The organism is Mycolicibacterium chubuense, assembly GCF_001044255.1.
Taxonomy (GTDB): domain Bacteria; phylum Actinomycetota; class Actinomycetes; order Mycobacteriales; family Mycobacteriaceae; genus Mycobacterium; species Mycobacterium chubuense.
In genome coordinates this window covers 22,121-34,880 of sequence record NZ_JYNX01000027.1, presented here as the reverse complement: position 1 = coordinate 34,880, position 12,760 = coordinate 22,121, and the positions used below count along the sequence as shown (strand labels likewise).

Here is a 12,760-nt window from a genome sequence, read left to right as displayed (position 1 = left end):
CGGCGTGGGCGCCGGAGTCGGCTCCGTCCGCGGCGGAGTCACCGTCGGTGTCGATCGCAGCCTGGTCGTCGGACGTGGTGTCTTCGGCGGGGGNTCCTCGTCGGCGTGGGCGCCGGAGTCGGCTCCGTCCGCGGCGGAGTCACCGTCGGTGTCGATCGCAGCCTGGTCGTCGGACGTGGTGTCTTCGGCGGGGGTGGTCTCGTCGTCGGATGTGGTCGCTTCGTCGGATGTGGTCGCTTCGTCGGGCGCGGATTCGTCGGCCGCCGTCCCGGGAGACTCCTCGGTTTCGTCGGCAATCGGCTCGACCGGCTGCTCCGTCTCGCCGGGCGGCGTCGGCGCGTCGGCCTGCGCTGCCGGTTCATCGGCAGCCGCGGGAGAGCCGGCCACCAGCGAGCTCAGCTTGCCGGCGGGCGCGGGATCGTTGCGGCTGTATCCGGCGTCGATCGTGGCTTTGAGTTCCGCCTCGCGGGACGCCAGGGAGGGGAACAGTCGCACCAGCGGCAGTTTCTCGGTGGGCACGAGGTAGTGAGTTGTGGTGCCGCCCTTGGAGTTCACGTCTACGTCGATGTTCTCCGCCGGCACCTTGGACAGGTCGGCGAACATCACGGGCACGTGGACGAAGATCGAGCCTGCCACGGCGTTGGCGACGGCGAGGAGGTTCCACCACCGGTCGGGGAAGTCCGCCATGCCGTCGTACTCACCGGTGACGACGATGATGTCGTACTTGGTCTCCGGTGCGGGCTGATAGGTGTAGTCGAAGCGCGGATCGTATCGGGCCTTGTCGATCAGCGATTGCCGGCTGGAGTCGGCGACCACGATGAAGGTGATCTCGTTCTTGTCGGGCGCGTCGGGATCGGCGTCCATCTGGCGCAGGACCTCGTTGACGACGAGGGAGCCGGCGGACAACCCGACCACGGTGACCCTCTCCCCGTTGATCGGTCGGCCGTTGGCGTCGGTGCCGAGCCGGCCCAGCGCCGCGTCGATCTGGGCGTTGAGGTTGGTGATGCCGACGTTGATGGACGCACCGAGGGTGAGGTCGTTGCTTCCGGTGTAGGGCGCGGCTTGTGCGGGCCAGTTCACGCTCACCCGAGGCTGACCCTTGAGTGTTCCGCCGAGCAGTTCCGCCATCACGATGTCGCTGAGCGAGGGCGTCGCGATGCCGCCGATCACCAGCGCTGCGCTGCTCGCTCCCGCGGAGGTTGCCACTGAGAACGCCACGCTGACCGTTGCCAGGAACGCCCCGAAAGCAACGCCGACTCTGCGCATTCTCGTTCGCATGAAATCTCCCGGCCGACGCAGTGAATGGGTTCGCCGAAGATCCGGCAACAGCAGCATAGAAGCTGGCTTCAGTTCCCGCTCAGCAAATGCCTGTTTCAAGATTGCTGTCTGTTCGGCAAATCCACCCAATCGCAGTGGCGCTGGCGACATCAATGGCCATCCCGGGAATCAAGCACTCCAATAAGGTGATACGAGCTCAGAATTAGTGACTAACGTCAATTTCATCACCATTTTGGCTAAATAATCCCACGGCTTTGTTCATCCCGTGGCACAAGATCATTGAAAGTGGCGCGGTCCGTCCTGATCGATACGGTGACATGGACCGTCACCGAACACACACCCTTGCCCAATTGACGCATCCGAAGGATGGGAGTATGTCCAGCAAACTAAACCATCGCATCCGGCGGTGCATACCCACGCCTGCGGGCATGCCATCCCGACGCGGAGGTGATCGGCATCGACCTGTCCACCGTGCAGATCGATCACGCTCGCAGCACGGGTCTCTGTGAAGCTCTACCGGCTTGTCGGCTCGACGTGACGCGCCGGCCGCGAGCTCACGGTCGTCGCGGACCGGCCCCGTCGACGCCCAGCGCCCGAGCCACCTGCGTGGCGATCTGGCCGGCGAGCCCTGGAGATCGGCGGACTACCCGGGGCGTGGACCGCATTCGAGAGAACCACCACATAGGTGTCCGACGCGGGGTCGATCCACAGCGACGTGCCGGTGAAACCAGTGTGGCCGAAACTGCCGACACCGAAGACGGCGCCGCGCGGCACCGAGTAGCCGGTGTCGATGTCCCAGCCGAGGCCGCGCAGGTTCTGCCCTCGAACGGCCGGATAGCGCGGAGCCAGCAATCGATCGACGGAAGGCGTTGCTGCGGAGGGTCTTTGGCGATCTGCGCGGGTGGCATCCTCGAGTTGCTGTCGCGAGTGGCCGGGCTGCGCGGGCGCCGTCATCGCTTGCAGTGCCGCCTGCGAGAGCGGGAAGGCGCTCTCCCGGCCGGCGAGCCTGTCCAGAAGGGCCTGCGCGAACAGGCCGACGTCGCGCGCGGTGGAGAACACGCCCGCGTGGCCGGCCACACCGCCCATGCGGCGGGCCGTGGGGTCGTCGACGACCCCACGCAAGAGCTGCCCGAAGTGCGGGTTCGCCGCGGGATCCCGCGCGCTCTCATCGTCGTGGCGGGTGGGTGCGATGCGCGCCAGCAGGCTCGTGTTGCGCGCCGACGGACCCTGGGTGGGCAGATAGCGGCTGTCGGTCATGCTCAGCGGCGCGAACACATGCCGCTGCACGTAGACGTCCTCCGACTCGCCGGTGACGGTCTCGATCAGCGCGCCGAGCACGAGGAAGTTGATGTCGGAGTACCGGAATCCGGTGCCGGGAGCCGATTCCAGCGGCGCCGACAGGGCGCGCCGGATCCCCTCTGCCTTGTCTGCCCGCGACAGTCCCCAGGAGTCGTCGAGGTTGACGTCGCCCGGTTCACCCGAGGTGTGGGTGAGAAGCATGCGCAGGGTGACCCGCGCGCGTTGCGGATCATGCGTGAGGTTGAAGGCGGGCAGATAGGTCTCGACCGGGGCGTCGAGGCGCACGGCGTCGCGGTCGCAGAGCTGCATGACCGCCGTCGCGGTCGCGAGGACCTTCGTCAGCGACGCCAGGTCGAAGACGGTGTCCTCGGTCATCGGATCGGCGGCCGCCGGTTTTCCGTCAACCCCCGGTTCGCCGGGGAGCGTGCGCACGCCGTACGCCTTCCGGAACACCACCCGGCCGTCGTGGCCGACGAGCACCACGGCGCCGGGAAGCCGGCGTGCGGCGATCGCGCCGTCGACGAGAGCGGAGACGGCAGGCATGTCGGCAGTGGGGCTGCCGGGTTCCGGGCGTGCGGGCGCGGTGTGCGGGGTACGGATGGCCGCCGCACGGGCCTCCACCCCCGGCGGGGACGGCGCCGCGAGGGTCACCACCGCGGCCACCAGCACGGCCGCCACCCGCAGCCAGAGGGTGGCGCGGAGGGCGGAGGAACCGGAAGGCACCTCATCGAGAGTGCCAACGCCGACGCGAACGGGCAACAACGCCTACCATCGCCGGGATGACGATCTCGCGGCGGCAGGCTCTGCGATTCGCTGCGGCGACCCCTCTGCTGTTGACCGTGCCCCTCTCGGTCGCCCCGAGCGCATCGGCCGCGTCGTCCCAGCTGATCGACTTCACGGAGCGGTTGGTCGCGCCGGAGCAGATCAAGGCGGCCGGCTACGCGGGGGCGCTGGTGTACGTCTCAGAGGTACGGCCAGGTGCCGACTTCGACTTCAAACCGGTCACCCGGGAGTACGCCGACGCGATGCGCGCGGCCGGCCTGCAGGTGGTCAGCTGCTACCAGTACGGCAAGCCCGGGTGGCCCACGCCGTCGGACTTCACCCGCGGGTACGCGGGCGGAGTGGCCGATGCGCAGACCGCCCTACGTCTGCACGGCGCCGCGGGCGGACCCGACACGGCGCCGATCTTCTTCAGTGTCGACGAGGACGTCGACTCACAGACCTGGAAAACCGTTGCAGTGGAGTGGTTTCGGGGTATCGGCTCGGTGCTGGGTGTCGAACGCACCGGTATCTACGGTCACGCGTTGGCGTGCGGATGGGCGATCGGCGACGGGGTGATCGGGTCTTCCACGAGCCCGGGTCACCGCTGGGCATGGCAGACCAAGGCGTGGTCGCAGGGGGCCCGCGAACCCGCGGCGGTGCTCTACCAGAGCGCGGTCAACACCGCGTCGACGCCGGGTCCGCTGATCGGGGACATCCATGTGGACACCGACGATGTCCTCGCCGCCGATTTCGGGCAGTGGGACCTGACGCGATAGCCGGTGCATGCCTGGTGCGGGGTGCGCGTCGACGTCCGGGGATGACTCGGCGCATCTGCTCGCGTTTCCGGGCACGGACGCAAAGAATGCGCCGTCAATCGTCTGGAAGGAAGATCGTGGACAACATCTCTCACCGTGGTGAGTCGGCAGTCGACGAGTTGGTACCGTCCCGCTACGCACTGCAGGTCGGTGACATCGACGTGCTCGTCATCAGCGACGGGGTGCTCCCGATCACCGCGTCGACACTGGCGACCAACGCCCCACCGACCGAGTTGGCCGGTTGGCTGGCCGACATGTTCCTGCCGCCCGACGTGCTCGACTGGGCCCTCAACGTGGTGGTGGTACGCAGCGGCGGCCGCACCATCCTCGTCGACGCCGGATTGGGGCTGGAGTTCCCGGGTTTCCCGCGGGCCGGCCAGATGGCGACGCGCCTGCACGCCGCCGGCATCGATCCGTCGGCAGTGACCGACGTCGTGCTCACCCACATGCACATGGATCACGTCGGAGGTCTGCTCGCCGACGGACTCAAGGCCAGCCTGCGGCCTGACGTGCGCATCCATGCGGCGGCGGCCGAAGCCGAGTTCTGGGAGGCGCCCGACTTCACCCGCACGGTGATGCCGGAGCCGGTACCCGAGGTGCTGCGCTCTGTGGCCGCGCGGTTCCTCGACGAATATCGGAGCAGGCTACGCACTTTCGAGAACGAGTACGAGGTGGCACCGGGTGTCCTCATCTCTCGCACGGGCGGGCACACCCCGGGGCACAGCATCGTGCGCCTGGAGTCCCGTGGGGAGCGGCTGACATTCGCCGGCGACGCGGTGTTCGCCCCGGGCTTCGACAACCCGCAGTGGCACAACGGATTCGAGCACGATCCGGACGAGGCGGCGCGGGTGCGGGTGCGCCTGCTGCGGGAGCTCGCGGCGACCGGGGAGTCGTTGATCGCCACCCACCTGCCGTTCCCGTCGATCTGCCGAGTGGCTGCGGCCGGCGACGTCTTCCGGTGCGTCCCCTCGATGTGGGACTACTGACCGGGGCGGTACTGCGCGTCGCTGACGTGCTCCATCCAGTCGACCGGCCGACCGTCGACGAACCCCTGGATCGCGATATGCGTCATCGCCGTCTCCGCCGTGGCGCCGTGCCAGTGCTTGACGTCGGGGTCGGTCCAGATGACGTCGCCGGCGGAGATGTTCTGGCGCGGCCCACCCCATTCCTGAACCCAGCCCGAGCCGGACGTGACGATCAGAGTCTGACCGGCCGGATGGGTGTGCCAGGCGGTGCGTGCGCACGGGGTGAACGAGACCTCGGCGGAGCTGAAGTTCCGGCTGGCATTCGGTTCGAAGAGGGGCTTGACCGACACGTCACCGGTGAACGTGGTCTCCGGGCCCGGCACGGCGGAGCGTTCGTCGCTACGTGAGACCTCCACTCCGGCACCTTCGGCACTCGACGGGCTCGCCTTCCAAAGGCCGAGGGGCACAGCGGCTGCCACGACCGCTGCCAGAGACATCATCTTCTTCACGGGGTGTCCTGTCTGTCGAGGGTGACGGTGAATCCGTCGGGTTGGCTTTGCACAAACGGCAACTCGTCGCGGTCGAATCGGCCGATGCGCACGATGCCGTTCCAGTAGCCGACGTCGCCGTAGTACAGAACGAGGTCCTGTGACGGCGCGTAGTAGCCGATATCGGTGACCTCGGGGTCGGCGCCGGCGGGAACTCCGTCCGTCGTGAGGGCTCGCGGCAGTCGAGCGATCTTCTCCACGCCGTTGAGATCGTGGAAGTCCAGGGTGATCGGAAGCTGCGTGGCGAGATCGCGGGCGGTCGGATTGTCGGCGAGCTCTGCGGTGATCTGCCTGCCGCCGACCATCATCTGGATGCCCGGTGGATTTGGTGCCGACTGCGAGGCCACGTCCACCCCGTCGACGACCGGGGCGGCGGGGCCCGCGTCGGGATTCGAGCAGGCGGCGACCGCGACGCAGAGGGCGCTCACGGCACTCAGACTTCGAAGGGTCATAGGGTCATGGTCGATTCGTGAGTGATCGCCGTACTCGCCCACGACGCCAACAGATCCAGTGCGTGGGCGGTCGGTGAGGCCGGCTCGGCGGTGTAGATCGTCATGGTGAGCCCGGGGTCGGCGACCATCTCGACCCCCTCGTAGGCCAGCTCCAGATTCCCGACGACGGTGTGATGGAAGTGTTTCACGCCCGAACCGTGTAGGCGGACGTCGTGAGAACTCCAGCGTCGGCGGAAGTCCGCACTGCGCGTTGATAGTTCGCCGACCAGGTCGTGCATGTCCTTGTCGTACGGATCCCGTCCCGCCTCGGTGCGCAGGATCGCCACGCAGGTGTCGGCAGCGGTATCCCAATCGGAGTAGAAGCGCCGGGCATCGTCGTCGAAGAACATGTAGCGGGCGAAGTTGGGCACCTTGCCCGGCTCGCGCTCGTACAGCGACGAGTGCATGGCGCGGCCGAGGTGATTGGTGGCGAGCAGGTCCATCCGGCCGTTGCGGATGATCGCCGGCGGCCGGATCCCGTCGAGCACCCATTGCAGGGCGGGGCGCGGGGTCCACTGCGTCCCAGGCCGGCGCCGCGGTCGCATGCCGGCGCTCGTGCCATCCGCGGCGTGGGCGAGATGAAACAGGTGTGCGCGTTCGGCGTCGTCGAGCTGCAGCGCTCGGGCGAGCGCGTCCAGCACCGACGGCGAGACTCCGCCCAGCGCGCCGCGTTCCAGCTTCGCGTAGTACTCGATGCTGACGCCCGCCAGCGACGCGACTTCGCCGCGCCGCAACCCGGGGACCCGGCGCTGGCCGACCACGGGGAGGCCGGCCTGTTGCGGCGTGATCTTCGCCCTGCGCGAGGTCAGGAACTCACGCACCTCGGCTCGGTTGTCCATGCCGTCGACGGTACGTCGGCAACGACGGGCCAGGGATGCCCTCTGAGTACACCTCTCGACAGTGACTCCCCCGCCGGACCGAATGGGCGTTACCTGGTGTCGACCAGCGAAAGGAGTCCCGATGCTAGCCACCGTCATGTACGCCCCCGGCGACGTGCGGGTCGAAGACCGGCCCGACCCCACCATTCACAAACCCACTGACGCGGTGATACGGCTGTCGGCGACCTGCATCTGCGGGTCCGATCTGTGGCCGTATCGCGGCGCCGACTCCGTCGGCGAGCCGCTCCCGATGGGCCACGAGTACGTCGGCATCGTCGAAGAGGTGGGCTCCGACGTCACCAGCATCGCGCCCGGCCAGTTCGTCGTCGGATCCTTCTTCGCATCGGACAACACCTGTGAGATCTGCCGGGCCGGCTATCAGACGTCCTGTGTCAACCGCGAGATCCTCGGCACCGGCGGCGGCGCGCAGGCACAGCGGATGCGCGTGCCGTGGGCCGACGGCACGCTGGTGGCCACACCCGACGTGCCAGACGACGACCTCGTCCCCGACTTCCTCGCCGCCTCCGATGTGCTGGGCACCGGTTGGTTCGGCGCGGTCGCCGCCGAGGCCGGCCCCGGCAAGACCGTGGCCGTGGTCGGTGACGGCGCCGTCGGGCTGTGTGCCGTGCTGGCCGCCAGAGAACTCGGCGCCGAACGCATCATCGCGATGAGCCGCCATGACTCCCGACAGCAGTTGGCCCTCGAGTTCGGCGCCACCGACATCGTGACCGAACGGGGCGAGGCGGGCGTCGAACGGATCAAGGAGCTCACCCACGGCCTCGGCGCCCACAGTGTCATCGAGGCGGTCGGAACCCAGGAGGCGATGATGCAGGCGATCCGCTCCACGCGGCCCGGCGGACACGTCGGCTACGTCGGGGTCAGCCACGATGTCACGTTGCCCGGCGAGGAGCTGTTCATGTCCCACGTCCACCTGCACGGCGGACCGGCGCCGGTGCGCCGCTTCCTGCCCGACCTGATCGAGCGGATCCGGCAACGGAAGATCAACCCCGGCAGAGTATTCGATCTCGAGCTCCCCCTCGGTGACGCCGCCGCCGGGTACCGAGCCATGGACACCCGCGAAGCGACGAAGGTGCTGCTGCGGCCATGAACCCGACCTACGACTTCACCGGCCGGGTCGCGCTGGTCACCGGCGCCGGGTCCGGTATGGGCCTGGCGACCGCGCGCGCGTTCGCTCAGTCCGGCGCCGCAGTGGTTCTGGCCGACATCAACGGCGCGGCGGTCGAGGAAGCCGCCGACGCGCTGATCGGCGAGGGGCACCAGGCAGCCGGTTTCGGCTGCGACGTGGCCGACGAGGACAGTGTCGCCGCGGCGGTGCACCACGCCGTCGGCACATATGGGCGGCTGGACATGGCGTTCAACAATGCCGGCATCCAGGTGCCGCCGTGCGACGCGGCCTCCGAACCTGCCGACGTGTTCGATCGGGTCAACGCGATCAATCTGCGCGGGGTCTGGGCGAGCATGAAACACGAACTGGCACAGATGCGCAGCCAGGGCAGCGGAGCGATCGTGAACTGCTCGTCGCTCGGCGGACTGGTCGGCATCCCGGGACGCGCGGCCTATCACGCGTCCAAACACGGCGTGCTCGGGTTGACCAGCAGCGCCGCCCTCGAGTACGCGCCCCGGGGTATCCGGATCAACGCGGTGTGCCCAGGCACCATCGCCACACCGATGGTCACCGACATGATCGACAACGGCGAACTCGACCTGTCCGAGGCGATTGCCGGCCAACCCATCAACCGACTCGGTGAACCCGAGGAGATCGCCGCGGCGGTGCTGTGGCTGTGCAGCCCCGCCGCGAGCTTCGTCGTCGGGGTCGCGCTGCCCGTCGACGGCGGCTACACCGCGCGTTGACTTCTGTTCGTGGACAAACACTTTCCCTGGAGGACCGAATGACCAGCCTGTTTCGTCGCATGATCGGGGCCACCGCGGTGGCGCTGAGCGTGTGCTCGCTCACGAGTTGCACCACGTCGGCCGGCGAGGCGCCACGAAGCGACTCCGCCGCAGTCGATTTGTGGGACAAGACGTTCCCCAAGAGTGACGCGGTCGACAGTGAGAAGGTGCGGTTCGACAACCGGCTCGGCATCACGCTGGTCGGCGACCTGTACGTTCCGAAGAGCATCGACCGCTCGGTGACCCACCCGGCGATCATCGTCGGCCACCCCTACGGGGGCGTCAAGGAACAGTCGTCGGGACTGTACGCCCAGCAGATGGCCGAACGCGGCTTCGTCACATTGGCGTTCGACGCGTCCTACGGCGGAGAGAGCGGCGGGTCCCCGCGCAACATCGCCTCCCCCGAAGCGTTCACCGAGGATTTCAGCGCCGCGGTCGACTACCTCGGAACGCACGCGTTGGTCGACCGGACGAGAATCGGCGTCATCGGAGTCTGCGGTAGCGGGAGCTTCGCGCTGAGCGCCGCCGCGGTTGACCCCCGTATCCGCGCATTGGCCACCGTCAGCATGTATGACATGGGCCGGGCCATGCGGCAGGGTCCTGCCGACAGCGTGCCGGAGGATCAGCGCCGGCAGACTCTCGCCGCCGCCGCCGAGCAGCGCTGGGCAGAACTCGACGGTGCGGAGCGGCGGATGGTGCCCGGCACCCCGGTCGAACTCACCGACCAGTCCTCCGCGATCGACCGGGAGTTCTACGACTACTACCGCACTCCACGAGGCGAACATCCGCGCTCGACAACGGCGTTCACGTTCACCAGCATGGCGGCGATGAACAGCTACTACCCGTTCGCGCAGATCGAGGCGATCTCCCCTCGACCTCTGCTTTTCATCGCCGGTGAGAACGCGCACTCGCGGTATTTCAGCGAAGACGCCTTCGCCCGGGCTGCGGAGCCCAAGGAACTCGTCATCGTGCCCGGCGCCGGTCACGTCGACCTCTACGACCGCGCGGAGTTGATCCCGTTCGACACGCTGACGAGGTTCTTCGACCAGAACCTCCGGTGATCGGCGGCGTTATGGTGTCCCGATGACCGTCGACCTCGCCGCGGCACTGCGCATGATCGCCGCCGCGCACGCCGAAGCCGAACGCCGATCGATCGTGGTCTCGGCTGCAGTGGTGGACGCCGGCGGCAACCTGGTGGCGTTCGGCCGGATGGACGGCGCGGAGATCGCCGGACCCGTTCTGGCGGTGGACAAGGCGTACACCGCGGTCGCCAACCGCATCGCCACCTCCGAACTGGCCATGCTGGCCGCGCCGGGCGGGGAACTCTTCGGCCTGCACGCCAACGGTGGCGGCCGGTTCGTCATCTTCGGCGGCGGTGTGCCCGTCACGGTCGAGGGAACCGTCGTCGGCGGAGTCGGGGTCAGCGGGGCGAGCGCCGCCGACGACGAGGCGTGCGCCGTGGCCGCGCTGGAGTGTCTGAGCTGAGCACTGCGGGTATAGCGATGCCATCGCCATATCGATCGAGAGGACGTCGCCATGTCGCCGCTGTCAGATTCCGCCAAGGAGATGCTCGCCAAGGCCAACCCCGCGGTGATCGCCACGGTGCGCTCCGACGGCCAACCGGTGTCGGCGGCGACGTGGTACCTGCTGCGGGACGACCAGATCCTGGTCAACATGGATCGCGCGCGGGTGCGCCTCAAGCACATGCAGAAAGAACCCCGGGTCTCGCTGACGGTCATCGACGACGGCGACTGGTACACGCACGTCACGGTGATCGGCCACGTGGTTCGGATGTATGACGACGAGGGTCTGGCCGACATCGACGCGCTGTCCCGCCACTACACCGGCCAGGAGTACCCGCAGCGGGACAGGCCGCGCGTCAGCGCCGTGATCGCGGTCGACCGCGTCCACGGCTGGGGATCTCAGAAGAACAACGACCAGCCCGACGGCCGGCAGTGAGATCGCACGCCGAAAGAACCGGCACCGCAATCTGATTTCGGCGGCATCAGCCGCGAACCTCGGGGGGTTGACTCCCCCACTCGACCGTCGTAATGTAACCCCTATCACAAATTGAAACGTTTCATTACGTCGTCCGTGAGGGGATCTCCATGACCGACTCTGTGCAGCGGGTGTGCTTCGTCATGCACCTCAAGCCGGAGCGGGTGGACGACTACCTGGCGGCCCACGACGTCGTGTGGCCGGAGATGCTCGATGCGCTCCGCGCCGCCGGGTGGCAGAACTATTCACTGTTTCTGCGCCCGGACGACGGCATGGTCGTGGGCTACCTCGAGACCTCGGACTTCGCGCTCGCCAGCGCGCAGATCGAGAGCACCGCGGTCAACGACCGGTGGCAGGCCCGGATGTCGGAGTACTTCCAGTCGGCATCCGACGACGGCGACTCGAATCCCGACGTCATCCGTCACCGCCTGACCGAGTACTTCCACCTGGCCTGACCGCCGCCCATCAACCACCCCGAGGACACACCATGAAAATCGGAGCGCACTCCACGACCGGCTGGCGGGCCACCATCGCCGTCGCCATGTCGAACTACATCGAGGCCGGCTCGATCATCGCGATCGCCACCAGCCTGGGCTTCTGGCAGGCCGCCTTCGGCATCAGCAACTTCGCCGTCGGCCTACTGGCGGCGTTGAGCGCCAACGCCTTCGGTGCCGCCATCGGCGCGATCCTCGGCGGACCCCTGTGCGACCGGTTCGGCCGCAAGGCGATCTACACCTACGACCTGCTGGTCTACATGGTCGGCGTGCTGTTGGCGGCCTTCGCCGCCAATTTCACGATGCTGCTGGCCGCCTTCGTGATCACCGGCATCGCCGTCGGTGCCGGGGTTCCCGCGTCGTGGACCTACATCGCCGAGCAGGCTCCATCGGTTGAGCGCGCCAAACACGTCGGCACCGCGCAACTGGCGTGGTCGGTCGGGCCGTTCATCGGATTCGCGCTGGCCGCTGCGCTGGCACCCCTGGAACTGCTCGGTTCGCGGTTGATCTTCCTGCACCTGTTCGTGGTCGCGGCGATCGTCTGGTGGGTCCGGCAGGGGCTGGCGGAGTCGCAGATCTGGGCTGATGAGGCCGTCAACGAAAGCCGTGAGCTCACGTCGTCGGTCGGCGTCCGCGGACTGCGAGGACTGTTCTCCCGCAAGGTCAACATCACCGCCCTGCTCTTCCTCGGCGGCATCTACCTCTTCTGGAACACCGTCGCCGGACAGGCCGGCATCTTCATGCCCCGCGTCTACGACACCGCCGGACTGCACAGCCCGGTGCAGCAGAACCTCCTGCAGGTCCTGGTGTGGGGGTGCACCGTCGCCGCAACGTATTTCGGCTTCATGCGGTATGCCGACCGGGTGTCCCAGCGGGCGCTCTACAGCTTCGGCGCCGCACTCGGCATCGCCGGCTGGATCGTGCTGGTGGCCTTCACCGACAGCGGCATCGCCACCATGCTCATCTTCGCCGTCCTGTGGGGCGTGTCCTCGGGCATCGGCGCGCAGGCGTTCTACAGCCTCTGGGCCAGTGAGCTTTTCGCCACGCCCTACCGCGCCAGTGCCCAGGGCACCATGTTCTTCGTCGTACGCACCGCCACGGGGCTGCTGAGCTACTTCTTCCCGACGATGCTCGCCGTGATCGGGCTGACCTGGGTCGGTGTGCTGCTGGTCGGACTGCTCACCATCGCACTGATCATCGGCGCCATCTGGGCACCGAAGACACAGGGCAAGACGCTGCAGCAGATCGAGACCGAGCGCTACGGCTCCCCGATCAGCCCCACCGCGACCACCTCGTCCACCGCGACCGCCTGAGGACAACG

Annotated in this window: 13 protein-coding genes and 1 pseudogene; 9 read left to right on the top strand and 5 right to left on the bottom strand. The window is 68.0% G+C overall.

Translation table 11 applies throughout. The annotated features are described in order from the left end of the window. Window positions 1-94: 94 nt before the first annotated feature. Window positions 95-1,128, bottom strand: a 1,034-nt coding sequence (locus tag MCHUDSM44219_RS07585; protein ID WP_236695394.1) for a PE-PPE domain-containing protein, incomplete at its 3' end; no start/stop codon positions are given. Between the two features lie 704 nt (window positions 1,129-1,832). Beyond that, window positions 1,833-3,231: pseudogene (locus MCHUDSM44219_RS07580) on the bottom strand (serine hydrolase domain-containing protein). Window positions 3,232-3,356: 125 nt separating this feature from the next. Here MCHUDSM44219_RS07580 and MCHUDSM44219_RS07575 point away from each other — a divergent pair. Both MCHUDSM44219_RS07575 and MCHUDSM44219_RS07570 read left to right on the top strand, forming a co-directional pair. Further along, window positions 3,357-4,115 carry a DUF1906 domain-containing protein gene (locus tag MCHUDSM44219_RS07575; protein ID WP_048417628.1) on the top strand — a complete coding sequence of 253 codons (759 nt, stop codon included), beginning with the start codon at window positions 3,357-3,359 and terminating at the stop codon, window positions 4,113-4,115. 86 nt (window positions 4,116-4,201) lie between these two features. Further along, window positions 4,202-5,140, top strand: a complete 939-nt coding sequence (locus tag MCHUDSM44219_RS07570) for an MBL fold metallo-hydrolase (protein ID WP_048417627.1) — start codon at window positions 4,202-4,204, stop codon at window positions 5,138-5,140. Here MCHUDSM44219_RS07570 and MCHUDSM44219_RS07565 read toward each other — a convergent pair. The 3 genes from MCHUDSM44219_RS07565 to MCHUDSM44219_RS07555 form a co-directional block, all read right to left on the bottom strand. Beyond that, the gene (locus MCHUDSM44219_RS07565) at window positions 5,134-5,535 is read right to left on the bottom strand and encodes a (R)-mandelonitrile lyase (protein WP_048417626.1); all 402 of its coding nucleotides are present in this window, start codon (window positions 5,533-5,535) and stop codon (window positions 5,134-5,136) included. The two genes, MCHUDSM44219_RS07570 and MCHUDSM44219_RS07565, sit on opposite strands and share 7 nt — an antisense overlap. An 89-nt stretch (window positions 5,536-5,624) precedes the next feature. Next, window positions 5,625-6,095, bottom strand: coding sequence for a cyclophilin-like fold protein (locus MCHUDSM44219_RS07560; protein WP_053081213.1), 471 nt, complete (start codon window positions 6,093-6,095; stop codon window positions 5,625-5,627). A 20-nt stretch (window positions 6,096-6,115) separates the two neighbouring features. After that, window positions 6,116-6,997 carry a helix-turn-helix transcriptional regulator gene (locus tag MCHUDSM44219_RS07555; RefSeq protein ID WP_048417625.1) on the bottom strand — a complete coding sequence of 294 codons (882 nt, stop codon included), beginning with the start codon at window positions 6,995-6,997 and terminating at the stop codon, window positions 6,116-6,118. 121 nt (window positions 6,998-7,118) lie between these two features. Between MCHUDSM44219_RS07555 and MCHUDSM44219_RS07550 the strand changes: the two genes are divergently transcribed. From MCHUDSM44219_RS07550 to MCHUDSM44219_RS07520, 7 genes are all read left to right on the top strand, one after another. Then, on the top strand, window positions 7,119-8,144 hold the full coding sequence (locus MCHUDSM44219_RS07550; protein ID WP_048417624.1) for a zinc-dependent alcohol dehydrogenase family protein: 1,026 nt from the start codon (window positions 7,119-7,121) through the stop codon (window positions 8,142-8,144). Then, entirely contained in the window at window positions 8,141-8,908 is a 768-nt protein-coding gene (locus MCHUDSM44219_RS07545; RefSeq protein ID WP_048417623.1) for an SDR family NAD(P)-dependent oxidoreductase, read from the top strand. Before MCHUDSM44219_RS07550 ends, MCHUDSM44219_RS07545 begins: the two co-directional genes overlap by 4 nt. A 38-nt stretch (window positions 8,909-8,946) precedes the next feature. Beyond that, on the top strand, window positions 8,947-10,008 hold the full coding sequence (locus MCHUDSM44219_RS07540) for an alpha/beta hydrolase (protein ID WP_048417622.1): 1,062 nt from the start codon (window positions 8,947-8,949) through the stop codon (window positions 10,006-10,008). 22 nt (window positions 10,009-10,030) lie between these two features. Further along, on the top strand, window positions 10,031-10,432 hold the full coding sequence (locus MCHUDSM44219_RS07535) for a GlcG/HbpS family heme-binding protein (protein WP_048417621.1): 402 nt from the start codon (window positions 10,031-10,033) through the stop codon (window positions 10,430-10,432). A 51-nt stretch (window positions 10,433-10,483) separates the two neighbouring features. Next, window positions 10,484-10,906 carry a PPOX class F420-dependent oxidoreductase gene (locus MCHUDSM44219_RS07530; protein ID WP_048417620.1) on the top strand — a complete coding sequence of 141 codons (423 nt, stop codon included), beginning with the start codon at window positions 10,484-10,486 and terminating at the stop codon, window positions 10,904-10,906. A gap of 149 nt (window positions 10,907-11,055) precedes the next feature. Then, on the top strand, window positions 11,056-11,400 hold the full coding sequence (locus MCHUDSM44219_RS07525; RefSeq protein ID WP_048417619.1) for an L-rhamnose mutarotase: 345 nt from the start codon (window positions 11,056-11,058) through the stop codon (window positions 11,398-11,400). 32 nt (window positions 11,401-11,432) lie between these two features. Then, on the top strand, window positions 11,433-12,752 hold the full coding sequence (locus tag MCHUDSM44219_RS07520) for an MFS transporter (RefSeq protein WP_048417618.1): 1,320 nt from the start codon (window positions 11,433-11,435) through the stop codon (window positions 12,750-12,752). Window positions 12,753-12,760: the final 8 nt, after the last annotated feature.

Excerpts from the sequence above, each read along its gene's own strand:
- MCHUDSM44219_RS07575 (WP_048417628.1), top strand. The coding sequence starts at position 3,357 with ATGACGATCTCGCGGCGGCAGGCTCTGCGATTCGCTGCGGCGACCCCT.
- MCHUDSM44219_RS07570 (WP_048417627.1), top strand. The coding sequence starts at position 4,202 with ATGCGCCGTCAATCGTCTGGAAGGAAGATCGTGGACAACATCTCTCAC.
- MCHUDSM44219_RS07555 (WP_048417625.1), bottom strand. The coding sequence starts at position 6,997 with ATGGACAACCGAGCCGAGGTGCGTGAGTTCCTGACCTCGCGCAGGGCG.
- MCHUDSM44219_RS07550 (WP_048417624.1), top strand. The coding sequence starts at position 7,119 with ATGCTAGCCACCGTCATGTACGCCCCCGGCGACGTGCGGGTCGAAGAC.
- MCHUDSM44219_RS07545 (WP_048417623.1), top strand. The coding sequence starts at position 8,141 with ATGAACCCGACCTACGACTTCACCGGCCGGGTCGCGCTGGTCACCGGC.
- MCHUDSM44219_RS07540 (WP_048417622.1), top strand. The coding sequence starts at position 8,947 with ATGACCAGCCTGTTTCGTCGCATGATCGGGGCCACCGCGGTGGCGCTG.
- MCHUDSM44219_RS07535 (WP_048417621.1), top strand. The coding sequence starts at position 10,031 with ATGACCGTCGACCTCGCCGCGGCACTGCGCATGATCGCCGCCGCGCAC.
- MCHUDSM44219_RS07530 (WP_048417620.1), top strand. The coding sequence starts at position 10,484 with ATGTCGCCGCTGTCAGATTCCGCCAAGGAGATGCTCGCCAAGGCCAAC.
- MCHUDSM44219_RS07525 (WP_048417619.1), top strand. The coding sequence starts at position 11,056 with ATGACCGACTCTGTGCAGCGGGTGTGCTTCGTCATGCACCTCAAGCCG.
- MCHUDSM44219_RS07520 (WP_048417618.1), top strand. The coding sequence starts at position 11,433 with ATGAAAATCGGAGCGCACTCCACGACCGGCTGGCGGGCCACCATCGCC.